At 60.3% G+C, this 23660-nt stretch carries 21 protein-coding genes and 1 pseudogene; 11 read left to right on the top strand and 11 right to left on the bottom strand.

Annotated elements, in window-relative coordinates:
* The first annotated feature begins 85 nt into the window (after window positions 1–85).
* The 3 genes from AC0Z8Z_RS12110 (at window position 86) to AC0Z8Z_RS12100 (ending at window position 2681) form a co-directional block, all read left to right on the top strand.
* Window positions 86–568 (top strand): hypothetical protein, encoded by a 483-nt coding sequence (locus AC0Z8Z_RS12110; RefSeq protein ID WP_485619244.1) that lies wholly within the window; start codon window positions 86–88, stop codon window positions 566–568.
* Window positions 569–793: 225 nt separating this feature from the next.
* Window positions 794–1687, top strand: a complete 894-nt coding sequence (gene ypfJ, locus AC0Z8Z_RS12105) for a KPN_02809 family neutral zinc metallopeptidase (RefSeq protein ID WP_485619243.1) — start codon at window positions 794–796, stop codon at window positions 1685–1687.
* 4 nt (window positions 1688–1691) lie between these two features.
* Window positions 1692–2681, top strand: a complete 990-nt coding sequence (locus AC0Z8Z_RS12100) for an alpha/beta hydrolase (RefSeq protein WP_122622816.1) — start codon at window positions 1692–1694, stop codon at window positions 2679–2681.
* Window positions 2682–2938: 257 nt separating this feature from the next.
* On the opposite strand, the gene AC0Z8Z_RS12095 is transcribed toward AC0Z8Z_RS12100, so the two are convergent.
* From AC0Z8Z_RS12095 to AC0Z8Z_RS12085, 3 genes are all read right to left on the bottom strand, one after another.
* The gene (locus AC0Z8Z_RS12095) at window positions 2939–3538 is read right to left on the bottom strand and encodes an HAD family hydrolase (RefSeq protein WP_485619242.1); all 600 of its coding nucleotides are present in this window, start codon (window positions 3536–3538) and stop codon (window positions 2939–2941) included.
* On the bottom strand, window positions 3535–4404 hold the full coding sequence (tesB, locus tag AC0Z8Z_RS12090) for an acyl-CoA thioesterase II (RefSeq protein WP_205484762.1): 870 nt from the start codon (window positions 4402–4404) through the stop codon (window positions 3535–3537). The genes AC0Z8Z_RS12095 and tesB overlap by 4 nt, the downstream gene beginning before the upstream one ends.
* Before the next feature lie 128 nt (window positions 4405–4532).
* Entirely contained in the window at window positions 4533–5096 is a 564-nt protein-coding gene (locus AC0Z8Z_RS12085) for a GNAT family N-acetyltransferase (protein WP_272632598.1), read from the bottom strand.
* Window positions 5097–5224: 128 nt separating this feature from the next.
* Here AC0Z8Z_RS12085 and AC0Z8Z_RS12080 point away from each other — a divergent pair, with 128 nt between their 5' ends.
* Entirely contained in the window at window positions 5225–6142 is a 918-nt protein-coding gene (locus AC0Z8Z_RS12080; RefSeq protein WP_485619241.1) for a histone deacetylase family protein, read from the top strand.
* 225 nt (window positions 6143–6367) lie between these two features.
* Complete coding sequence (locus tag AC0Z8Z_RS12075; RefSeq protein ID WP_485619240.1) at window positions 6368–7606, top strand: TIGR03862 family flavoprotein; 1239 nt, start codon at window positions 6368–6370, stop codon at window positions 7604–7606.
* Between the two features lie 23 nt (window positions 7607–7629).
* On the opposite strand, the gene AC0Z8Z_RS12070 is transcribed toward AC0Z8Z_RS12075, so the two are convergent.
* Complete coding sequence (locus AC0Z8Z_RS12070) at window positions 7630–8805, bottom strand: acyltransferase family protein (protein WP_485619239.1); 1176 nt, start codon at window positions 8803–8805, stop codon at window positions 7630–7632.
* 407 nt (window positions 8806–9212) lie between these two features.
* On the opposite strand from AC0Z8Z_RS12070, the gene AC0Z8Z_RS12065 reads away from it, so the two are divergent.
* The 4 genes and pseudogenes from AC0Z8Z_RS12065 to AC0Z8Z_RS12050 all read left to right on the top strand — a co-directional run bounded on the left by AC0Z8Z_RS12065 (window position 9213) and on the right by AC0Z8Z_RS12050 (window position 12723).
* Window positions 9213–9599: a hypothetical protein gene (locus AC0Z8Z_RS12065; RefSeq protein WP_485619238.1), complete on the top strand. Its 387-nt coding sequence runs from the start codon at window positions 9213–9215 to the stop codon at window positions 9597–9599.
* A gap of 158 nt (window positions 9600–9757) precedes the next feature.
* Window positions 9758–10903 (top strand): annotated as a pseudogene (locus tag AC0Z8Z_RS12060) (methyl-accepting chemotaxis protein); the annotation flags it as partial.
* A complete protein-coding gene (locus tag AC0Z8Z_RS12055) occupies window positions 10880–11758 on the top strand; it encodes a methyl-accepting chemotaxis protein (protein WP_485619283.1) in 879 nt (292 codons plus the stop codon). The pseudogene AC0Z8Z_RS12060 and the gene AC0Z8Z_RS12055, both read left to right, overlap by 24 nt.
* A 173-nt stretch (window positions 11759–11931) precedes the next feature.
* Window positions 11932–12723: a substrate-binding domain-containing protein gene (locus tag AC0Z8Z_RS12050; protein ID WP_485619237.1), complete on the top strand. Its 792-nt coding sequence runs from the start codon at window positions 11932–11934 to the stop codon at window positions 12721–12723.
* Window positions 12724–13013: 290 nt separating this feature from the next.
* Here AC0Z8Z_RS12050 and AC0Z8Z_RS12045 read toward each other — a convergent pair whose 3' ends face one another.
* Together AC0Z8Z_RS12045 and AC0Z8Z_RS12040 are read right to left on the bottom strand one after the other, a co-directional pair.
* Window positions 13014–13481 carry a metallophosphoesterase family protein gene (locus AC0Z8Z_RS12045; RefSeq protein WP_485619236.1) on the bottom strand — a complete coding sequence of 156 codons (468 nt, stop codon included), beginning with the start codon at window positions 13479–13481 and terminating at the stop codon, window positions 13014–13016.
* A gap of 3 nt (window positions 13482–13484) precedes the next feature.
* Entirely contained in the window at window positions 13485–14690 is a 1206-nt protein-coding gene (locus AC0Z8Z_RS12040) for an MFS transporter (RefSeq protein ID WP_485619235.1), read from the bottom strand.
* Between the two features lie 395 nt (window positions 14691–15085).
* Between AC0Z8Z_RS12040 and AC0Z8Z_RS12035 the strand changes: the two genes are divergently transcribed.
* Both AC0Z8Z_RS12035 and AC0Z8Z_RS12030 read left to right on the top strand, forming a co-directional pair.
* A complete protein-coding gene (locus AC0Z8Z_RS12035) occupies window positions 15086–15769 on the top strand; it encodes a hypothetical protein (RefSeq protein WP_205484772.1) in 684 nt (227 codons plus the stop codon).
* 189 nt (window positions 15770–15958) lie between these two features.
* Window positions 15959–16975, top strand: coding sequence for a LacI family DNA-binding transcriptional regulator (locus AC0Z8Z_RS12030; RefSeq protein ID WP_485619234.1), 1017 nt, complete (start codon window positions 15959–15961; stop codon window positions 16973–16975).
* 495 nt (window positions 16976–17470) lie between these two features.
* Here AC0Z8Z_RS12030 and AC0Z8Z_RS12025 read toward each other — a convergent pair whose 3' ends face one another.
* The 5 genes from AC0Z8Z_RS12025 to AC0Z8Z_RS12005 all read right to left on the bottom strand — a co-directional run bounded on the left by AC0Z8Z_RS12025 (window position 17471) and on the right by AC0Z8Z_RS12005 (window position 23628).
* Window positions 17471–18208: an SDR family oxidoreductase gene (locus AC0Z8Z_RS12025; protein ID WP_485619233.1), complete on the bottom strand. Its 738-nt coding sequence runs from the start codon at window positions 18206–18208 to the stop codon at window positions 17471–17473.
* A 2-nt stretch (window positions 18209–18210) separates the two neighbouring features.
* Window positions 18211–19743 (bottom strand): FGGY-family carbohydrate kinase, encoded by a 1533-nt coding sequence (locus AC0Z8Z_RS12020; RefSeq protein WP_485619232.1) that lies wholly within the window; start codon window positions 19741–19743, stop codon window positions 18211–18213.
* Between the two features lie 150 nt (window positions 19744–19893).
* Window positions 19894–20982 carry an alcohol dehydrogenase catalytic domain-containing protein gene (locus AC0Z8Z_RS12015; protein ID WP_369303568.1) on the bottom strand — a complete coding sequence of 363 codons (1089 nt, stop codon included), beginning with the start codon at window positions 20980–20982 and terminating at the stop codon, window positions 19894–19896.
* Window positions 20983–21152: 170 nt separating this feature from the next.
* Entirely contained in the window at window positions 21153–22112 is a 960-nt protein-coding gene (locus AC0Z8Z_RS12010) for an ABC transporter permease (protein ID WP_485619282.1), read from the bottom strand.
* Window positions 22113–22116: 4 nt separating this feature from the next.
* On the bottom strand, window positions 22117–23628 hold the full coding sequence (locus AC0Z8Z_RS12005) for a sugar ABC transporter ATP-binding protein (protein ID WP_485619231.1): 1512 nt from the start codon (window positions 23626–23628) through the stop codon (window positions 22117–22119).
* Window positions 23629–23660: the final 32 nt, after the last annotated feature.

The following is a 23660-nucleotide window of genomic DNA, read 5'->3' as shown; positions in this document are numbered from 1 at the left end:
TTAAATTGAGGATCTGGGGAATTTACAGCTGGCTTTTCGTTAACTGTACGTGCTTGGCTACATTGGCCTGGCTAATAAAATAATTATGCCCGAGAAAGTCTGGTGGGTGATGGCGGTATTTGGAAGCATATCCCTCAATCTCATCATGATGATTTATTTCCAGCTAAATAAGTTAGCCATGGGGGAAATGGACGCCATGAGTGACAACATCTCAACCGGGCTGCTCTCATTCATCATGCTACTGATGATCGCCGCCCACATTGTGGGCTCCCATATATTCTTCTACATATACCTAGAAAAGATCGAAGACTACCTATGTGATATCGAGATGTTTTCATTGAACAGAGCGGTCTGCGGAGACAGTATTTTTGGACGCAGGATGAGAGAAACGTTCGTAATGCTGGTTGTAGTCGCACCTGAAATCTTCTGGAGGCAGGAGCGCATTCCTAGGCAAAAGCTTCTCAAATTACCTCGCCGACTGCTTTGGGGAGTGCGGATAATTTATGGCTCGATGATTCTCATCGGCGTGAGTAGCGGACTGCTCTACTATTTTCGCGCGCCTCATTAACGCGCTCAAAGGGCGCTGCCTTGGCATGGGCTATTTCTCCGCAGGTTGAAAAACACAAATAAGGTTCCAAGCTGCCCCCCCCCACCAAACAGCTCTGCAGGTGAGCAATACCTCTGAAGAACCGATTCGCGAACTATTCCCCCTCCTCTCCTCTCTTAGTCCAGCAGACCAGACGGCGCACGCCCGCCGTCTACACTTCCCACACGACCAAAAGAGGATTCCCCCATGCTATGGAAAAAAGGACGTCGCAGTGACAACGTCGTGGACGCACGCGGCGATACCGGGGGTGGCGGTGGCGGCGGGATGCGCATTGGCGGCAAGGGGCTGGGGCTTGGCGGGATCGTGATCATCGTCGCGATCGGTCTGCTGACCGGGCAGGACCCGATGCGGATTCTGGGTGAGATCACCGGCCAGATGGGTTCGGAGCAGACCGCAGCGGTCAATCCGCAAACGCGCCAGGCGCCACCGGCCAATGACGAGCAGGCCGATTTCGTCCGCGCCGTCCTGGGCGACACCGAGGACACGTGGCAGCAGGTGTTCCAGCAAATGGGGAGTCAGTACAAGGCGCCGACGCTGATTCTGTTCAGCGGACGGGTGCAGTCGGCATGCGGCTCGGCGTCTTCAGCGAGCGGCCCGTTCTACTGCCCGGCTGACCAGCGCGTGTACCTGGACATGGAGTTTTTCCGTGAAATGAGCCAGCGCTTCAAAGCGGCGGGCGATTTCGCTCAGGCGTACGTGATTGCTCACGAAGTCGGCCATCATGTGCAGACCTTGCTGGGGGTTTCGGCTAAAGTTGACGCCGCCCGCCAGCGTGGCATGAAAATGGAAGGCGACAACGGTTTGCTGGTGCGTCAGGAGCTGCAAGCTGACTGCCTGGCAGGCGTTTGGGCCAACAACGCACAAAAGCGTTTGAACTGGCTGGAGCCGGGTGATATTGAAGAGGCGCTGAACGCCGCCAACGCCATTGGCGACGACCGCTTGCAGCAACAGGGTCAGGGCCGGGTCGTGCCGGACTCGTTTACCCACGGCACCTCTGCCCAGCGGGTGCGCTGGTTCAAGACAGGTTTTGCCCAGGGACAAATCAACCAATGCGACACGTTCGCCGCCAAGAGCCTCTGATCACATGATGAAACCGCTTTCGATCCTGTTGTTGGGCACCCTGATGAGCCTCAATGCTCATGCAGCGGATCAAGCGGTCAAGTCCATCAGCCCCGACCGGCTGCAGATCAACGGGACGACCCAGGCCACCCTCGGTCTGAGTCAGAATTGGGTACATCCCAGTCCGCAGGTCCAGCGGGTAGTCATTGTGTTTCACGGTCGGCTGCGCAACGCGCAAACCTACCTGCGCAGTGTAGAACGCGCCGCCAACCAGTCACGGCAGCGCGCGAAAACCCTGCTGATCGCCCCTCAGTTTCTTGACGAAAAAGACATCGCAGCACACCGTCTGCCCGATTCCGTGCTGCGCTGGCACGCCAATGACTGGATGGCGGGCGAGAAGTCACTGGGGGCCAAGCCGGTCAGCTCTTTCGTGGTTATCGATCACATCCTCAAGCGTCTGAGCGACAGCAAGCTGTTCCCCAACCTGAAGGAGATCGTCATCGCTGGCCATTCCGGCGGTGCTCAGGTGGTGCAGCGTTACGCGATGATTGGTGGCAAGGAAGACGCGTTGCTGAAGAAGGAAGGCATCAAGCTGCGTTATGTGATCGCCAACCCCTCTTCGTACGCGTATTTCGACGCGACCCGGCCCGTGGCGGTTGATGCGGCAAGCTGCCCGACCTTCGACACCTGGAAGTACGGGCTGAACAAGCTGCCTGCCTATGCCGGCAAGGAAACACCGGCCGAGCTTGAGGCCGCGTACGTGAAGCGGGACATTACGTATCTGTTGGGCGAACTGGACACCGATCCTGAGCACCCGGCCCTGGACAAGGATTGCGGTGCCGAAGCGCAGGGGCCACAGCGCCTGGCTCGGGGTCGCAACTATTTCGATTACCTGACCAAGCGTCATCCGGAAGGTTTGAATCAGCGGTTGGTGGAAGTGAAAAACGTCGGCCACAACGGCGACGCGATCTTCACCTCGCCTGAAGGGCAGACTGCGTTGTTCAAGGCGAATTGATATCCGCGCGTTTGGTAGGACTGGTTTCGGCCGGGAAGAGGCTAACGCGTACACCATCAATTTTGCGGTGAATTGCAGGACGCCTTCCCGGCTGAAGCCGGTCCTACAAATGAACGCAGCCGCCGGTCCCACTGTCTAGACGCGGCATTATGTAGGACCGGCTTTAGCCGGGAAGAGGCCGGTTTTCACACCATCAATTTGGCGGTGTAGCGCCAGACGCCTTCCCGGCTGAAGCCGGTCCTACCAGAAGGGTGGAATCAGCTCTTCGCGCCAATCATCTTCTTTAACGCCACGCAATCCGCTGCATGCCAGTCAGTCAGTTCCGGCCAAGGGTTTTCCGGGAGATTGACCAGCACCGTCCGGGCGCCGGCCGCTCGACCACAGGCCAGGTCGAACTGATAGTCACCCACCATCACCATGTCCGAAGGCTGCACGTCCCACGCCTGGGCGAGTTTGAGCAGGCCACCCGGATCGGGTTTCGGCGCAGCTTCGTCACGACCGAGCACATCGTGTACCGCAAAGCAGTCAGCGATGCCGATGGCCTTCAGCGTCACGTGGGCAAGCTCGCGGGCGTTACGGGTCAGAATGCCGAGACGATAACCCCGCCCTGCCAGCTCCCTCACCAACTCGACAGCACCTGTCGCGGGTTTGGATTCGATCGCCAACGCGCGCTCGTGCTCCAGCAGCCAGGCGTGTTTGGCCGCCGCAACATCCGTCGGCAACGCCGCGAGATGCCCGAGGATGTCATCCTCCTGAGGGATATCCAGCGCACGCTTGATCGCTGGAAAATCATGGGCGGCCACGGTTAGCGTGCCATCCATATCGAATACCCAGTGGCGTACTTGATTGAGGCTCATGACCAATCCTTGCGATGGCGAATCAAACCTTCCTGACTGACCGAGGCCACAAGCCTGCCTTCGCGATTGAATACGCTGCCCCGGGAGAACCCGCGCGAATTACCGGCCCATGGGCTGTCCATGGCGTATAGCAGCCAGTCATCAGCGCGCAGTTCACCGTGGAACCACAGCGAATGGTCAAGGCTGGCAATCTGCATGTCTTTTTGCCAAACCGTCTTGCCATGGGGCAGCAGCGAGGTGGTCAAGAGATTGAAGTCCGAGGCGTAGGCAAGCATGTAGCGGTGCAGGGCGGGGATGTCGGGCAGCGTGCCGTCGGCGCGAAACCAGATGTATTTAACCGGGTCGGCAGGCTTCGGGTTATAGGGGTCGGACTCGGTCACCGGCCTGAACTCGATCGGCTTGGGGCACAGCAGTTTGTCCTTCATGTGCTCCGGAATCAGCTGCTCGCGCTGGCGCATCAGCTCAAGCTCGGACGGCAGGTTTTCCGGGCCGACCACGTGCGGCATTTGGGTCTGATGTTCGAAGCCCTCTTCGTCGTACTGAAACGAGGCGCTGCAGGTGAAAATCGGATGGCCTTTCTGAATGGCCGTCACCCGGCGCGTGCTGAAACTGCCGCCGTCGCGGACCCGGTCCACCTGATACACCACGGGCAAGTGCGCGTCGCCGGGGCGCAAAAAATAACCATGGAGCGAATGCACATGGCGCGCGTCTTCGACCGTTTTGCTCGCCGCCGACAGCGACTGGCCCAGCACCTGACCGCCAAACAGCTGGCGAAAACCAAGGTCCTGGCTGCGTCCGCGGAAGAGGTTTTCTTCGATGGGCTCCAGGCTCAACAGCGACACCAGATCATCCAGCACGTGACTCATTCGGGGTTCCTTACACGGTCGTCTCGCCGACCGTTGTTACATCAATCAGGCCATGGGCGCCGAATGTCGGCGCAGATGGAAGTGGGACGAAATGATACAGAGGTTTGTAGCCCGATTCCCGCAGCGAATCACAGCGTCGCCAGCCAGCCCGCCCGGTTGATTCGATACAGCACATGGGGCCTGAGCGGATGGCCGTTGGGTAATTTCGGATGGTCGAAGTTGTCAGCCGGATCGTTGCGCATGCCGATGGCCTGCATGACCTTCTGCGAGGGCAGATTGTTGACCGCCGCGAACGCCACGATTTCATCCAGATCCAGGTGCTCGAAACCGCAGCCGAGGACGGTCCAGGCAGCTTCGCTGGCATAACCCAAGCCCCAATGCTCGCGGGCCAGGCGCCAGCCGATCTCCACCGCAGGCGTAAATCCTGCCTCGAAGCCCACCACGGCCAGGCCGGTGAAGCCGATGAATTCCCCGGTGTCCTTGCGCTCCAGAGCCCAGAACCCAAAGCCATACTCGGCAAAATGCCCGCGCACTCGGCCGATCAGTTTGGCGCTCTCCAAGCGGCTCAAGGGCTGCGGAAAGTAGCGCATTACGTGTGGATCGGCGCACATCTGCGCGAAGGCTGGCAAATCATCATCTCGCCATTGACGCATCAACAAGCGTGCGCTGTTGAGCTCAAGAATCGGCTCCATCGATCGTCTCCCTTGTGCCTCGCCTTTCACATTGCCCGCCGACTGGCGATCTCTCCGCACAGGCAAATCGCTGTGCGGTGATCGTCAGAACTGGCAAGATTCCCCTTCGAACCAGACGCGTGCCCACCATGCCCCTGCCCCTCATTTATCACGAAGACTACAGCCCGGACTTTCCGCCCGACCATCGTTTCCCGATGGACAAGTTCCGGCTTCTGCGCGACCACCTTATCGACACCGGCCTGACCACAGATGCTCAATTGTTTCGCCCGCAGGTCTGCCCAACGGACATCCTAGCGCTGGCCCATGACCCCGGTTACATCAGCCGCTACATGGAAGGCGCTCTGTCGCGGGAAGATCAACGTCGCCTTGGCCTGCCCTGGACCGAGGATCTGGCCCGACGTACGGTACGCGCGGTAGGTGGCTCTTTGCTGACAGCGGAACTCGCGCTGCAACACGGACTGGCCTGTCACCTCGCCGGCGGCACCCACCATGCACACTTCGATTATCCGGCCGGGTTTTGCATCTTCAACGACCTGGCGATCATCAGTCAGTACCTGCTGCAAAGCGGGCGCGTCGACCGGGTGCTGATTTTTGATTGCGACGTGCACCAGGGCGACGGCACCGCACGGATCCTCGAACACACCGATGACGCGATCACGGTCTCGCTGCATTGCGAAAAGAACTTCCCGGCGCGCAAAGCCCAAAGTGACTGGGACATTCCGCTGCCGATGGGCATGGGCGATGACGATTACCTGAAGGTGGTCGACGACACGCTCAATTACCTACTCCCGCTGTACCAGCCCGATCTGGTGCTGTACGACGCCGGGGTGGATGTGCACAAGGACGACGCGTTGGGGTATTTGCAGCTGACCGATGCAGGGGTTGCCCGCCGTGACGAAGCGGTGATGCGCCACTGTCTGGGCCGGGACATTCCGGTGATGGGGGTGATTGGCGGTGGCTATAGCAAGGACCGGGAAGCCCTCGCCCGGCGGCACGGGATTCTGCACCACAGCGCCGAGCGGGTATGGGTGGAGCGCGGACTTTGAATGACCGCTGAAACTCATTCGCCAGCGTGATCGCTCCCCAGACTTACTCACATCCTCTGTGGAACTGCCTGTGGATAACCTGAGTGCAAGGCTACATTCCCCTGACAACACTGGGTCCGGCGCGCACTGTACGTTTTTTGATCGATAAGTTTTCCACAGGCTGGCCGCGTTTCACGAAGCTCGCGTAGAATGCGCGCCCCTCACCCAACCAGTGTCCGCTTAACCATGACGTCAACCGCCACCTCAAGCACCCAGACAGTCACCATCATCGGCGGCGGCCCTGCCGGCCTGATGGCCGCCGAAGTGCTGAGTCAGGCGGGCTTCAAGGTGGACCTCTACGACGCCATGCCCTCGGTCGGGCGCAAGTTTCTGCTGGCCGGCGTCGGCGGCATGAACATCACCCACTCCGAGCCGTCGCCCGCTTTCTTCTCGCGATACGCTGAACGTGCCTCGGTGATCGCGCCCTTGCTGCGCAGCTTCGGCGCACAGGCGCTGTGCGAGTGGATTCACACCCTTGGCATCCAGACGTTCGTTGGCAGTTCGGGCCGCGTGTTTCCCACTGACATGAAAGCCGCGCCGCTGCTGCGCGCCTGGCTCAAGCGGCTGCGCGAGTCCGGCGTCGTTATCCACACCCGTCATCGGTGGCTGGGGTGGAATGCCGACAACACGTTGCGAATCGCCGGTTCCGAAGGTGAAGTCGCCCTGAACCCTGCCGCCACGCTGCTGGCGTTGGGCGGCGCCAGCTGGTCGCGCTTGGGCTCGGACGGTGCGTGGGTACCGCTGCTTGAGCAACGTGGGATCAACGTCACGCCGCTGCAAGCCGCCAATTGCGGGTTCGAGGTCTCGGCCTGGAGCGAACTGCTGCGCAGCAAATTCGCCGGCGCGCCGCTGAAGAACATCGCGATGGGCCTGAAGGGGCAATCCCTGCGGCTGGGAGAATGCGTGGTTACGCAGAACGGTGTCGAGGGCAGCCTCGTTTACGCTTTGTCCGCGCAGATCCGTGAGGCGATCAATCAGTCGGGTTCGGCCACGGTCGAGATTGATCTGCTGCCCGGCAAAACCAGCGCCGAAGTACAAAAGGCCCTGAGCAAACCCCGCGGTTCACGCTCGATGTCCAAGCATCTGCACAGCCAGCTGGGCCTCGACGGGGTGAAAGCGGCGCTGTTACGTGAGCTTACCCCCGCTGCGACATTCGCTGATCCGGCCCTGCTCGCGCTTGCGATCAAGGCCTTGCCGCTGACGCTGATCAAGCCGCGTCCGCTGGATGAAGCCATCAGCACGGCGGGCGGGGTGACGTTTGAAGCACTGAACGAGCACCTGATGATCCCGTCGCTGCCCGGCGTCTTCTGCGCCGGTGAGATGCTCGACTGGGAAGCGCCCACCGGCGGCTATCTGCTGACCGCCTGCTTCGCCAGCGGCCGCGCGGCAGGGCTGGGGATGGTGGACTGGTTGCGCCGCAAGTAAGGCTCAGCGCAACCAAAGGGGACTCACGCCGCGCGATCAACCTGCGGCTTCAGGCCACTGCCGATACCCTGCTTGACCGGCGCCTTGCCGTTCGATGCTCCGGTAACCCACTTGCCCAACTCGACGCCCTTCAGCTCGATGTACTTATGAGCCAGGGCAGCCAGGCCAATCGCCACGAGCGTCACGGCGACCACCAGCGCGTTGTTGCCCAGCTCCGACCCGGTGTCCATGAAACGCTGGCCGTTGATCATCGGCGACAGATCGCGGCCGGTGAGCTTCTGCGCCACGATGAACACCGTCGACAGGCAAAACAGCAGCGCGGCATGGGTCATGTAGATGGAGTACGACAATTTGCCCAGCAGCCTGAATACGGCGGTTTTCAGGAAAGTCGATACCAGCCCGGCCTCGAACGCGAACACCAGCACCAGTACGCAGAACGTCAGACTGGCGATGGGCGAGCGATCACTGAAGTCGTTCATCACCATCCAGTATGTGGCGTAGGTCAGCGCCACTTCGAACACCGTCATCAACCAGCGCACCGGCACGAATCTGTCGCGAACCAGCAGGTAAGCCAGGTACGTGATGTTGCCAGCAAAGAAGCAGGACAGCCCTAGCATCGCGCGCCAGACCAGCGGTTCGTTCTCGGTGAAGATCATCGTGAACGCGACGACGGCCACGCAGGCAAACATCAGAAAGCGGCTTCTCAACGAAAGCAGGCACAAGGCGCCGAACAGCATGTAGATGTAGAACTCGATGCTGATGCTCCAGGACGGGTAGTTAAACGACATGGTTTCGGTGAGCGTGGTCCAGGCTTGCACCAGCAGCAGATTGGGCAGGATCTCTGAAGGGTCGAACAGCCCTGTGAACGGCACGTTGTTCAGGGAGAAGCCCTTTTTGTAGGCGGCCCAGCGCACCAGTTCAAAGAGGATGAACACCAGCAGCATCACGACGTGTAGCGGGTAAAGACGAAACACGCGGGAGACGATAAAGCGCTTAAAGCCGAATCCCGCCTTCATGCCATAAGAGTGGGCGAGGACAAAACCGCTGAGCACAAAAAAGAAGTTGAGCAGGATCTCCGCTCTGCGAAAAAAAGGCAGCTCGATGAACGCGCCCACGACATGCAGGTGATAGAACACCACCAGCAGCGCAAACACGCCTCTGAAGCTGTCTAGCGTGGTGAATCGCTGAACTGATCCCATGGCCCAACGTCCCGTCCTGATTGAGAAAACGCCCTTGGCGGCAGCGAAGTTTCGCGGCCTTTACACGGTAGGGGGTGGGCCGAGTTATCGACAGTTGAAATATTTCATGTCCGATACAAACGACGGCGCAAAGTTTGACGCCAGCGTTTGACATAGGTGACCCATGAGTCACGCTGCGGATGGGAGGTCGCGGCATGAGCGACGCCCGTCAATGTTTTGTTGCCAGCTTTTGCCAGCGGGCTACGTGGAGGTCAACAGCCCTGGCAGCGGGGTGAGCCGCCCGCGGGTCAACTATCAACGCCGACGATGTTCGCTACCACTCGTATTGAGTTCTGATTAATTTTGCGGCGAGTAACATCAGCTCCATACCGAGTTACCCACTCATCAAACGTACTGGAGCAACCCTCATGAAAACCAACACACTGATCCTTGGCATGGCCTTCTCTGTACTGGCAACCAGCGCGTTCGCCCTGCCCGCTGCTGACTCAAGCCCAGTTGCAAACGCGCCGATCGTGGCTGAAAACGGTGCTTCCCACACCAACGTCAATCGCGTTGCTGCTGATGGTGCTGATCGCGTTGGTGCAAACCGTGTTGCTGCTGACGGTGCTGATCGCGTCGGTGCTAACCGTGTTGCTGCCGACGGTGCTGATCGCGTCGGTGCAAACCGTGTTGCTGCTGATGGTGCTGATCGCGTCGGTGCTAACCGTGTTGCTGAAAACGGTTCGTCGCACACCCAACTGGGTCGTATTGCCGCTGACGGTGCAGACCACGTAGGTGCCAGCCGCCTGAGCTGATCGACACCCCGCTCCTCCCCCAGCCCGGCCTTTGCCGGGCTTGATTGTTTCTGGGCCACGCGTTTTTTCTACTGCCTGTACCTCTCCTCTCACACGACTGTCGGACAATTCTGATATCGGTTTCAGATTCTCCCCAGCCTGCCGATGCATTCGTACACATGAATGTTGTGCTGGTTTCCATAACAAAAACCCTCCAGCTGACGATTTCAAATATTTACGGATTCTGGAGAAATGGAATGAACAGCTGGTTTGCAAACATCAGCGTCAACATGAAGTTGGCCCTCGGCTTTGGCGTGGTGCTTGTATTGACCGCCCTGCTGGCCGTCGTGGGCTGGAACAGCCTCGGCAACATGACCTACCGCAGCGACCGCGTTGCCGACATCAACAAGCTTGGCCAGAAGCTGACAGACCTGCGGGTATCACGCCTGCAGTACATGCTCAGCAATGGCGACGAAACCGCAGCGCAGACTGTGCAGACCGCGCTTGACGGCTTCAAGGCGCAGCAGCAATTCCTGCAGAGCACCTTCACTCACCCACTGAACGTCCCGCCCATCAAGGCGATGGGTGAGCAGATCAGTGCGTATCAGTCGTCGCTGAACAAGATGCGCGAGGCCTATCAGGCAAGCGCCAAGGTTCGCGCCGACATGGGTGTCGACGCGGTGAAAGCGGCGGACCTGATCGCGGCGATCAACGACGATGTGATGAAACTTGAGCCGACTGACGAACGCCGTTTCGAGCAGTACGAGGCGGTGATCAAAGCCAAAGAAGACGTGATGCTGGTGCGCTACGAAGTGCGCGGCTACACCGCCAATGTTTCTGCCAAGACGGAAGAAACGGCGACGCGTCAGTTGACCAGCGCCATCGACGGTCTCGCTCCGCTGAACGCCATGTTTGGCGGTACTCAGGCCGAGCGTCTGAAGCAACTGGAAGGGGCACTGCAGGGGTATCGCACCTCGGTGAAGGGCTTCAAGGTCGCGGTCGACAACATCAACGCCGCGCGCACCGAGATGACCGAAGAGCAGAGCGCCATCATCAAACTGGCGCAGCAGTTGAATGACTTGCAGATCACCCTGGGGCAGGCCGACAGCCAGCAAGCCCGTACGCTGCAGTTGGCCGGCACGCTGCTTGCGCTGATTCTCGGGACGCTGGCGGCGATCATCATCACCCGTCAGATCACCCGTCCGCTTCAGCAGACCCTGGCCGTCGTCGATCGCATTGCCTCCGGTGATTTGTCCCACGACATGGTCGTGACTCGCAAAGATGAACTGGGCGTCTTGCAAATGGGTATCCAGCGCATGGGCGCCACGCTGCGCGAACTGATCGGCGGCATCCGTGACAGCGTCACGCAGATCGCCAGTGCCGCTGAAGAACTGTCGGCCGTGACCGAACAGACCAGCGCCGGGGTCAACAGCCAGAAAGTGGAGACCGACCAGGTCGCCACCGCGATGCACGAAATGTCAGCCACCGTTCACGAGGTGGCGCGCAACGCCGAGCAGGCCTCGGTCGCCGCCTCTGCCGCGGACAAGCAGGCACGGGAAGGCGACAAAGTGGTGGGCGAAGCGATCACACAGATCGAGAAGCTGGCCAGCGAAGTGGTTCGTTCCACTGACGCGATGTCCGTGCTGGAACAGGAAAGCGACAAGATCGGCAAGGTCATGGACGTGATCAAGGCCGTCGCCGAGCAGACCAACCTGTTGGCACTCAACGCTGCCATTGAAGCCGCGCGTGCGGGTGAAGCCGGTCGCGGTTTTGCCGTGGTCGCCGATGAAGTGCGTGGCCTGGCGCAACGCACTCAGCAATCGACCGAGGAGATCGAAGGACTGGTCGCCGCGCTGCAGAACGGCACACGCCAGGTTTCGGAGATCATGCTCAGCAGCCGCAACCTGACGGACAGCTCCGTTGCCCTGACCCGCAAGGCCGGCACTTCGCTGGAAAGCATTACCCAGACAGTGTCGAACATTCAGGCCATGAACCAGCAGATAGCCGCTGCCGCGGAGCAGCAGAGCTCGGTGGCCGAAGAGATCAGCCGCAGCATCGTGAACGTGCGCGACGTGTCTGAACAGACGGCCGCCGCCAGCGAAGAAACCGCCGCGTCCAGCGTCGAACTCGCACGGCTGGGCAATCAGCTGCAAATGCTGGTCAGTCACTTCAAGGTGTAAACCCGCTTTATCTGCGTCGGGCGAAAAGCCGCTCGACGCAGGCGGTGCATGGGTTTGAAGACGAAAAGCGCAAGCGCATCGGCAAGAAAGGGATTTACTGATCCCACAATTGCCACATACTGCCCGCGCTGTTTTATTTCGTCATATTCATCTCAAACGCCGGGTTTATCTCCATGAAAAGAATGTTGCCTTACCTCCTCAGTGCCGCCCTCTCCCTCGTTCCAGTCGCTTTTTCCCATGCCGCTACGGCACCTGCCCCTGTTCAACTGATCGTCCTGAGTTCCGGCGGGATCATGGGTGCGTTCAAGGCTGTTGCGCCCGATTACGAACAGCGTGCCGGCGTAAAGCTGCAAGGCGAGGTGGCGCCATCGATGGGCGCGACGCCCCAGGCGATTCCCAACCGACTGGCCCGCCACGAGCCGGCCGACGTGGTGCTGATGGTGGGTGCAGCGCTGGACAAGTTGATCAAGGACGGCAAGGTCGATCCGAAAACCCGCGTCGATCTGGGCAAATCCTACATCGCCATGGCCGTGCGCCATGGCGCGCCGCACCCTGACATCAGCACCATGGAAGCCTTCAAGCAGACCCTGCTGGACGCTAAAAGCATCGCCTATTCGGACAGTGCCAGCGGCGTGTACCTGTCTCGCGTGCTGTTCAGCCAGATGCACATCGCCGACCGGATTCAAAGCAAAAGCCGCATGATCCCCGCCCAGCCCGTCGGAGAAGTCGTCGCAGGCGGAGACGCCGAGATCGGCTTTCAACAGTTGAGCGAGCTAAAGCCGGTAGAAGGCATCGACATCATCGGCCTGATCCCCGACCAGGCACAGCAGATGACGCTTTACTCGGCGGGCGTCGTAACCCAGAGCAAACACCCTGAACAGGCCAAACAGTTTCTGGAGTTTCTGAGTTCAACCGCAGCTGCCCCGGCGATCAAAGCCAGCGGCCTGGACCCGATCGCGAAGTAACTGCGGACGCAGATCCTTCAGTTGGCGGATGACCTGTGGGAGCGAGCTTGCTCGCGAAGAGGCCATTACATCCGCTAGATATTTGGTGGAGGGAAGATCGTCTTCGTGAGCAACCTCACTCCCACAGTGACCGTGTTCGCCGAAGCCCTATCAGCTGCCAGATCACTTGTGGGAGCGAGCTTGCTCGCGAAGAGGCTATTACATCCGCTAGATATTTGGTGGAGGGAAGATCGTCTTCGTAAGCAACCTCACTCTCACACTGGACTGCGTCGTAAGCGCACTGGATGGGCTTATGTGAGCGCCAACTCAATCAACTCACCGCGCACTTGATCACCCTCGATGTGCAGCATGCCCACCGTGATCGGCAATTTGAACCGTCGCGGTCCGGCGCTGCCCGGGTTAATGAACAGCACGCCATCGCGCGTCTGCTGCACAGGCCGATGGGAGTGCCCGGTGACCACCACTCGCACCCCGTCCGGTAAAGAGGCCGGCACATCGGCCAGTATGTGCGTGATGTAAATCGCGACATCACCGATACGCAAAACCGCTTCATGGGGCACGTCGCGAGCCCAGGCATCATCGGTATCGTTATTGCCTCGCACCACCGTCAGCGGCGCGATGGTTTTAAGTGCGTCGAGGATTTCCGGCTTGCCGATGTCGCCGCCGTGGATCAGGTAATCGCAGCCCTGCAACGCTTCAAGTGCCTGAGGACGCAGCAGGCCGTGGGTGTCCGAGATCAAGCCGACCTTTACGCTCATTGTTCAGCTCCCGGATGCCGACAGGGCAGCCTGTTTCGATTGCACGCGCTTCATGCTGATCATCGCCAGCAACGCGACGACGGCCACCAGCGAGGCGAAGAACTCGCCCACATGCTCCAGGCCAAACACCCGCACGCTGAAACCAACCGCCACCACCGGCACCGAGATCGACACGTAAAGCACCACGAAGAAGGCAGACGTGACCGCTGCCTTCTGATCAGCCGGGCTGCTGGCGGTGACCGCACCCATGCCGGCGCGCAGGATCATGCCTTGGCCAACGCCTGCCACCAGCCCCGCGGCGATCAACAGCCCCAACTGCGACGTAGCAATGCTCAGCCCCAGACAGATCATCCCGACAATCAGCCCGACGCAACCGAGGGTCATGTGCCGGTCCTTCGGCAGCACCTGCAGCAACGCCTGGCCGATGATCGACGCGACGAAAAACAACCCGATCACGGCACCGATCAACAACCCCCCTTGCTCGTGCATGACGTGGATCATCACCGACGGGACCATGCTGGTGAACAATCCTGCCACGCTGAAACCTGCCAGCCCGGCGATTGACGCGGAGATAAACACGCTGCGCACGGACGCCGGAACCGATGGTTTCTGAATACCCAGTTTCAGCGTGTGCGGGCGCTGCACGGTCTCCCGAATCAGGGCAATACCGACAGTCGCCAGCACCAGCATTACCAGGTGCACGTAGAACACCAGATGCAGCGCATCCGGCAGATACTGCGAGGTAAAGCCGGCCAGCAAAGGCCCGATGCCGAGGCCGAACATATTCGCGGCCGTGGCCACCAGCGTGGCGTTTTTCCAGGTCTTGGGGGCGAGTTCGATGACAGCAACCGTTGCCGTGCCGGTCATGATGCCCGCGCTGAAACCGGAGAAAAGCCGTCCGATCAGCAAACCGCCAATCGAATCGCTGAGCAGAAAGATAACCGCGCTAATCGCCCCCATTGCCAGCCCTGCCAGCAACAGCGGCTTGCGCCCCAGTTGATCGGACCAACTCCCGACCGCCAGCAACGCTGCGATCACGCCCGCGGCGTAGATTGAGAAAATGATGGTCAGCCAGCTTGCGTCGAAGCCGAGGCGTTGTTGATAGAGGGCATACAGCGGCGTGGGCAGCGTGGTGCCGACCATGGCAATGAGCAACGCGCAGGCGGCGAAGATGAAGTCGCGCGATGAAGTTGAAGCAGGCAGGGACATGAGCGCTCCGGGCACTGTATGAACAAGACACGCAGTGTCGCTGATACCGATCAGGCAAGGTAGACCTGCGAGCGCCGTCGGAGGCTTGTGCTCAGGCAGTTTTGACGAATACGTGAACATATTCATCATCATGTTAAACACTTTGACTTTGCGCGCCTCTCGCCTATTCGACCTGATAAGCCCCCCAACAAAGCCATACTGTGGCGGTGATTAAGGCCAATACGACAGATTTAAAAAACCGCAACACCCGATACAACAAAAGACTTTTACTGAATGGAAGAATAATTAAAAGCGTGCACTAATCCGCTGTTTGGCTAACCAGGGAAAGTTCTTTAGAGTCGCGCCCTTAATACCGGCTCAACAGTGAAAAACGTGTGAATAACGATCTACAACTTGTGAAATCAGCACTGGCGCGATTTGGCGTCATGCTGGCGCTTACGCTCTTCAGTATCGGCATGGTGTTCATCGACATCTTCGTCGCCAAGACCGACATCCTCGAAACCTCGTTCACCGAGGTCAGCCAGGAAGTCATGCTGGCAATCATCGCCGGTCTGTTCTGGCTTTCGGCGCGGCAGCCGGGGCAACGTGGCGTCGGCATCCTGATTGGCGGCTTTTTCGCCTGCATGCTGATCCGTGAGCTGGACGGGCTCTTCGACCCGATCAGTCACAGTTTCTGGCTGTGGCCTGCGCTGCTCACCGCTGGCACCTGCGTATATAAGGCCTTGGGTTACAAGAACGCGTGGCGCGACGTGGTCTCGGGGCTCGCCCGTTTTTCCCTGCGTCCGGCGTTCGGTTTCATCATGGCCGGTTTGTTGGTGCTGATCTTCTCGCGACTCTTCGGCATGGGTTCGCTGTGGCATGGCATCCTTCAGGGCGGCTACGCGCGGCTGGCGAAAACCACCGTTGAAGAAGGCGTCGAACTGCTGGCCTACAGCATCTGCCTGGGCGGCGCGCTGGACTACTTTCTGGAGCTGCGCCGGGATCTCTCGCGCTTTGACGAACTCACCGAATTGCAGATTTCCATGCCCGTCAAAGCCGGACGTCGCGCTGTTGCCGAGGCAATGGAAACCAGCGTCTGACGCTGGCGGCCGGGTATCGACCGAGCGTCATCAGACACTCAACCAGCTCCCGAAAATAAAGGCGTCGGTTTACATGCCCGCGCCGACACGGGCATCCCTTTCGCGCCCTCCATCGTGCTAGCCTTGGCACTCTTTGGAGGGATGCGACTGCCCCGCAGGTTGTCCCGGATTTCAGGCAGCCAATCGCCCATGAGCAAGAAAACCCCCGTCACCATTTCTGACATCGCCCGTCGCGTGAACATGACCCCTGTCACTGTTTCCCGTGCGCTGAACAAACCCGATCTGGTCAAGCCCGCCACGCTCGCACGCATCCTGGAAGTGGCGCACGAACTCGATTACGTTCCCAATGCGTTTGCCCGCAGCCTCAAGCGCAGCGAGAGCATGATCATCGGTGTTATTACCGCGTCGGTGGACAACCCCTTCTACAGCGAGATGATCAAGGCGATCTCCCGCGAGGCGAAAACCCGCGGTTACACCATCATGCTGGTGGACACCGACGGCTCCGAAGAACTCGAAGCCAAGGCGGTGGATACGCTGCTCAGTTACCGCGTGGCTGGCATCGTGCTGTCGCCGGTGTCGGACGAGCCGGCGTACCAGCCGGTCTATCTCAGCCGCCTCAGTAACGGCGACATTCCCGTGGTGCAACTGGACCGCGCATTGCCTGCCAGCCCATTCAGTCATGTGGTGCTCGACAACTATCACAGCGGCCTGAAGGGCGCGCGTTACCTGCTGGCGCAGAGCCCGGCCATGGGGCGCATGCTGGTGCTGACCGGCCCCGCCCATTCGCGGATTTCCGAGGAACGTCTGAAGGGCGTGAAGGCCGCGATTGCCGAGAGCGGCAAGCCGGTACAGCTGGATGTGTTTGCCGGGGACTACACTCTGGAACCGTCGCACCAGAGCACGCTGGATTACTTGCGCGACCACCCGCTGCCGGACGCGATTTTCGGCTTCAACCAGCTCATCACGCTGGGCGCCATGAAAGCCCTGCGCGACCGAGATATTGCCCACCACAGCGTGGCCATCTGCGGCATCGACCGGTTGCCGTTCGCCGACATCTTCGGCATCCCCATCGCCTGCATTGCCCACGACGCCTCGCTGGCCGGAAGCAGCGCGATAAAACTGCTGCTGGAGCGGATCCAGGATCGGCATCTGCCGAAGGCGCAGGTAGTGATTGTCGGAGAGCTGGAGAATGGCGTCGGCGGGTGATGTTTCATCCGCAACCCTCGCTGTGAAACCTACCAGCTCTCAGGGCAGATGCAGATCTTGTGGGAGTGAGCTTGCTCACGAAGGCGGCAGTCCAGCCATTGCATTTCTAGCGGCTGGAAGTCAGCCTTCGCGAGCAAGCTCGCTCCCACAGGAAGTGTGGCTGATCCGCAATACTGTCGGCGCCTGGGCTGGCCTCTTCCCGGCTAAAGCCGGTCCCACTAAAAGCAGCGCGTGCATTCTGTGGGACCGGCTTCAGCCGGGAAGCTTTTGATCTTGATCGTTCCCCCGCTCTGCGTGGGAATGCATCCCGTGACGCTCCGCGTCACCTCCCCCGGCCTGAATGCGCGTCGTCTGCGGGAGGCGGAGCGTCCGGGGCGGCGTTACCACGCGGAGCGTGGGAACGATCAAAAGGGGGATTTCGGCTTGATGGCAACCATAGAATCTCCCACAAGAGGCTCGCATCAAGCCTCAACACTTGCGGCAAAACCGAGCGTCCTAGCGGCTCGTATACCCCCCATCAATCGGCAGCGACACGCCACTGATCATCGACGCCGCGCTGCTCAGCAGGAACAGGATCGGCGCTGCGACTTCTGCGGTTTCGGCGAAGCGGCCGAGGGGGATCGCCGCCAGCGCGGGGTCGCGTTTGCTCGGCTCGCTCCAGGCCATCTGCGCCATGGGCGTCAGCGTTACGGTGGGATTGACGCTGTTGACGCGAATCCCGTAACGGCCCCATTCGCCACACTGCACACGGGTCATGGCATCCATCGCCCCCTTTGATGCGCAATAGCTCAAGTGGTCGTCCAGGGCCACCAACGAGGCCTGGCTCGACACATTGACGATGCTCCCCACCACGCCTTCGCCGATCATCTTCTTCGCCACCGCCCCCGCGATCATCGCCGCCGCCCGCACGTTGACCGCCATGACCTGATCGAACGCCGCAGCGCTTACCTCGGTCGCGGATTCCAGTATGGAAATCCCCGCGCAGTTGACCAGGCCGTGCATCACTGGCAAGTCCGCCAACAGTGCGGCCAATGACGGCTGATCGGCCACGTCCACACGCAAGACCTGACAGCCCTGCCCCGCCAGTTTCTCCAGAGCCGATGCGTCGCGACCCAGGGCATAGACCTCGGCGCCACTGTTCAGCAGTTGCTGCGCGACCTTCCAGCCGATGCCGCTGCTGGCGCCGGTGACCAGAATGCGCTGGCCGCTGAAATCAAATTGAGCCGTGTTCACAGTCACGCTCCCTGCAGACGATGCATGATCGGTTTGAGCGCCGGGTACAGCGCCACGTAATCGGCGAACAGTCGCGAATACAACTCGACGTTCTCCGCTTGAGGCTCGGCCCGGCGCTCCAGTTGGACCCAGCCTTTGTGAACCTGCGCTTCATCCACCAGCCCGACCGCGTGGGCCGCCAGCAAGGCTGCACCGAGCGCCGCCTCGACCTCCTGAACGATGGTGTATACCGGGAAGTGGGTGACGTCAGCGATGATCTGCATCCACAGGTCCGAGTGGCTGGCGCCGCCGACCACGATCAGCCGAGGGTCCAGGGATTGCGCGCCTTTGGTGCCCGCTTCGATGTTGTGGCGAAGCGCAAAAGAGACGCCTTCGAGCACCGCGCGGTAAAGGTGAATCCGGCTGTGATAGAGGCTCAGGCCGACAAAACTGCCGCTGGCTTTGGCGTCCCACACCGGACTGCGCTCGCCCATCAGGTACGGCTGGAACAGCACGCCGTCGCTGCCTGCCGGGATCTTCATAGCCGCGCGTTCGAGAATGACATGACTGTCTTCGCCGGTCTCGCGCCCCTGCTGCTCTTCGGCCTGACAGAACTGCTCGCGAAACCAGCTGACCGAGGCGCCGGCGGTGATCGCGCCGCCGAAGATGTAGAGGTCTTTGGCGCCGTTGAAGACGTGGGGGAAACTGACCAGACCGTGCCGGGCATCGACCTGCTGATTGAGGTAGCCCCAGCACATGCTGGTGCCGATCATTGCCACATGGTTGCCGGCCTGAGTAACGCCCGCGGCGAAGGTCGCCATGGCGGCATCGACACCGCCGCCTAGCAGTGGGATGCCAGGGGTAAGCCCAAGCCGATCAGCCCATTCGGGCAACAAGCCGCCGACCACATCACCGGAATGAACCAGCCGCTGGGGCATCATCGACATCGGGATGCCCAGCGCATCGAGCATTTCTGCCGACCAGCCCCGCGCCTGGACGTCATAGACCCCGCCGATGTTGCCGGCAGAGCTGTGATCCACCGCGACCTCGCCGGTCAGGCAGTAATTGATGTAGCTGTTAGGCGGCAGCAGATAGCGCGTGTCAGCCCAGACCTGCGGCTGTTTGTCCTTGAGCCAGAGCATTTTGGTGAAGCCGTAATAACTGTCCACCGAGTTGCCGGTGATCGTGTAAAGCCGCTCCAGATCCACGTGCTGATTGACCCACTCCACCTGTGCTTCGGCGCGGCGGTCCATCCAGATCAGACACGGATACAAGGGTTCGATCTGCGCATCGACCGCGATGCCGGAGCCGCCATACAGGCTGCTGACACACAGGGCTTTGACGCTGTCCCTGGGCAAGGCGCTCTTGCGCATGCACGCAGCAACGCAGATTTCCACGGCGTCGAGCCAGACCTGCGGCCATTGTTCGGCCCAGCGCGGTTTGGGGGTGTCGACCTTATAACTGTGGCTGTGCTGCGCGATGATCCGGCCTTGGCCATCGACCAGCAATGCCTTGGTGCTTTGGGTGCCAATGTCGACACCGATGACGTAATCCATCCGGGTGCGCTCTTGTTGTTATGGGGTTGCTTGAGGTGTGCCACCGTCCCTTGCAGGAGCCATCGGAGGTCACGACGGTCGCGAAAGCGTTGTGTCAGGTAAACCGCATCGCGACTGTCGTAAACGCCGATGGCTCCTAAAGAGACAGTGTTATCCGTTAACCGGTTTGAGCAGCACCTTGATCGACTTGGTCGAGTCCGCCAGGGCGAACGCTTCGGCGTAGTCGTCCAGACCGAAGTCGTGGGTGACGATGCCTTTCGACGTCACCAGCCCACGCTCGAACAGGTCGATGGCAATCGGGTAGCAATACGGGCCCAAGTGAGCGCCGCGTACGTCGAGTTCCTTGCGGTCGCCGATGATCGACCAGTCAGCGCTGGTCTCGGCGCCGAACACACTGAACTCAACAAACCGGCCCAGCTTGCGGATCAGATCAAGACCTTGGGTAACGCCGATCGGCACGCCCGTGGTCTCGATGTAAACGTCGCAGCCGTAGCCGTCGGTGAGGCCATTGATGATCTCTTTGGCGTTGTCGCGACTCGGGTTGATTACCACGTCGGCGCCAAATTTTTTCGCCAGCTCCAGACGCTCGTCGACCATGTCGATAACCACCAGCTTCTTCGGCGTTTTCAACGCAGCGACTTGCACCATGCACAGGCCCAGGGTGCCGGCACCGGCGATCACCAGCACGTCGTCGAGCTGAACATCACCGCGGTTGACGGTGTGAATCGAACAGGCCATCGGCTCGATCAACGCCGAATCTTCCAGCGACACCGACTCGGGGATGTGATGCACGATGGCGGTCTTCGGGATGCGCATGTACTGCGCCATGCCGCCCTCGGCGACGTCTTTCTGGAAGCCGAAAATGTTGTGCACTTCGCACATCCAGTACTTGCCGGATTTGCAGAACTTGCACTTCTCGCACGGGACGATTTGCTCGGCGATAACCTTGTCACCCACCTTCACGCCGAAGTGCTCTTCAGCGCCCTCGCCCACCGAATCGACGTAGCCAAAGAACTCGTGGCCCGGCACCACAGGCGCCTTGACCCACGGGCTCTCGCCGCCCCAGAACATCGCTGCGCCCGAGTGGCATTTGCAGTCACTGGCGCAGATCCCGCAGGCACCGATGCGAATCACCAGTTCATTGGCCCGCGCAACGGGCTTGCTGATCTGCTCCAGACGGTAGTCTTTCGGCGCATGGCAGACGACGGCTTGCATGGTGTTTGTTGTGTTTTGTTCCATGTCGGGTTACCTGTTTTGATGTTTGGATGACGGCTGAGATAGCCGATATCGTTTCAAATTCATCAGTGACTGGACCGGCCCTATCGCGAGCAAGCTCACTCCTACAATGACCGCGTCGCCCTGTAGGAGTGAGCTTGCTCGCGATGAGGCCAAATCAGTCACTATCAAAATTATTTATGCCGCTGCCGACTGATGAAAATCGCCAGCAAAATGATTCCGCCCTTGATCACGCTTTGCACATAGGGCGAGACGCCCAGCATGTTCAAGCCGTTGTTCAGCACGCCCAGGAGCATCGCGCCCACCAGCGTGCCGATGATTACGCCGCGACCGCCGGCGATCGACGCGCCGCCCAGTACGACGGCTGCGATAGCATCCAGCTCGAAACCGACGCCGGCGTTCGGTTGCCCGCTCATCAGCCGCGACGACAACACCAGCCCTGCAATCGCCGCCGTCAGCCCGCTGATCGAGTACACCAGCAGCTTGAACCGCGAGGCGCGCACGCCGGACAGACGCACGGCTTCTTCGTTGCCACCGATGGCGTAAACGTAGCGGCCCACCCGTGTGTGCTGCAGCAGCACCCAGGCGAAAAAGTACGTCGCCAGCATGATCAGAATCGGCACCTGAATGCCGAACAGCGTGCCGCGCCCGAACCAGGCGAACCAGTCCGGCATGCCTGCAATCGGGTAGCCGTCGGTGTACATCAGGCCCAGCCCGCGGGCGATGCCCATGGTCGCCAGCGTGACGATGATCGGCGGCATTTTCAGGTACGCGACGAAGATGCCGTTGCCCACTCCGAAGCCCACGCCAATCAGCAAACCGATGAGGATCGCGATCGGCGCCGGGACGCCTGCGACCATCAGCCCGGTGGTCAGCGTGCCGGACAAGGCCATCACCGGACCCACCGACAAATCGATGCCGCCGGTGAGGATCACGCAGGTCATGCCGACCGCGATGATGGCGTTGATCGACACTTGGCGGGCGATGTTTTCCAGATTCGCGCCGGTGAGAAACTTGTCGCTGGCGAAGATCATGAAGACCGTCACCACCACCAGGCCAACGAACGGGTAGAAGGCTGGCGAGCGAATCAATCGAGCGAAGTTGACCTTCATCCGGTTGGGCTGCGCGGTCATGGTTTTAATGGAGGTGTTCACTGTTCAGGCTCCCGGTGGCGTGGCGCATCACTTCCTGCGGATTGATGGCCGAAGCCTCCAGCACGTTGACGATAGCGCCCTTGTTGAAAACGGCCACGCGGTCGCACATGCCGATGATTTCCGGCAGTTCCGAAGAGATCATGATGATCGCGAAGCCTTGTTCGGTGAGTGTGCGCATCAGGGTGTAGATCTCCGCTTTCGCGCCGACGTCGATCCCTCGGGTCGGCTCGTCGAAGATCAGGATGTCGCAGTGGTGATTGATCCAGCGCGCGATCACCACCTTCTGTTGATTGCCGCCACTGAGATTGATGACCCGGCTTTCACAGCTCGGCGCCTTGATCGACAGCTGCTTCATCAGCTCGGCGGTGGTGGTGTCTTCCTTGTGCCGGTCGAGCAGGTGCGCCGCGCCTTCGTACTTGCCCAGATTGTTCAGGGAGATGTTCTCGCGAATGGTGAAATCCACGATCAACCCTTCGCTCTTGCGGCTCTCCGGCAACAGGCCGATCCCACTGGCGAGCGCTTGCGCCGGATCATTGAGGTGCGCCGGCTGACCCCGCAGCAGCACATCCTTGCTGAACACCGGCAACGCGCCGATCACGCCCAGCGCCAGTTCCGTGCGCCCGGACCCCACCAGCCCGGCGAAGCCGAGAATCTCGCCCTTGTGCAGATTGAAGCTGTTGTGCGGGCCATTACGGGTCAGCTGAATGTCACGCACTTGCAGCACCACTTCGCCCTGGGCGCGAGACTGCTTGGGCGGAAAGTTCGCTTCCAGACGCCGCCCCACCATCATCTCCACCAGCGTGTCGATGTCACTGTTGGCGACAGTCAGTGCGCCGACATTGGCGCCATCACGCAGCACGCTGATGCGGTCGCAGACCTGAAAGATTTCCTCCAGGTGGTGGGAGATGAAGATCACCGCCACGCCCTGGCTTTTCAGCTCGCGCATGATGTCGAACAACAGCTCGGCCTCGGACGGGGTCAGGGTGGCGGTGGGTTCGTCGAGAATCAGCAAACGCGCCTCAAGGGCCAACGCCTTGGCGATCTCGACAAACTGCTGCTCGGCCACGCTCAAGTGCTGCACCGAGCAATCCAGATTGATCTTCACCCCAAGCCGGTCGAACAAGGCGATGGCTTTCTCGCGCATCTCGCCTTTGCGCAGCAAGCCGAAGCCGTTGACGATCTCGTGACCGAGGAAAATATTCTCCACGGCATTGAGATAGGGGATCAGGCTGAATTCCTGAAAGACGATGCCGATGCCGGCGGCAATGGCTTCGTTGTAGGTCGCGAAATGCTGCTCCGCGCCATCAATGAGAATGCTGCCTTTGTCCTGATGCTCGACGCCCGCGAGGATCTTCATCAGGGTCGATTTGCCCGCACCGTTTTCACCGAGCAGCGCGTGAATTTCGCCGCGCTCGACCTGCAGGTTGATCGACTTGAGCGCCTGCACGCCGGGGTAGCTTTTACAGATGTTTTCCAATTGCAGAAGACAGCTCATGGGCACCTCGTCGCAGCAGAACATCGCTGCGC

The sequence above is a fragment of the Pseudomonas sp. 1L-C-7-B-C1 genome (assembly GCF_057291635.1).
Note: the sequence above shows the minus strand (reverse complement) of the source record. Positions and strands in the feature narration are given on the sequence as shown.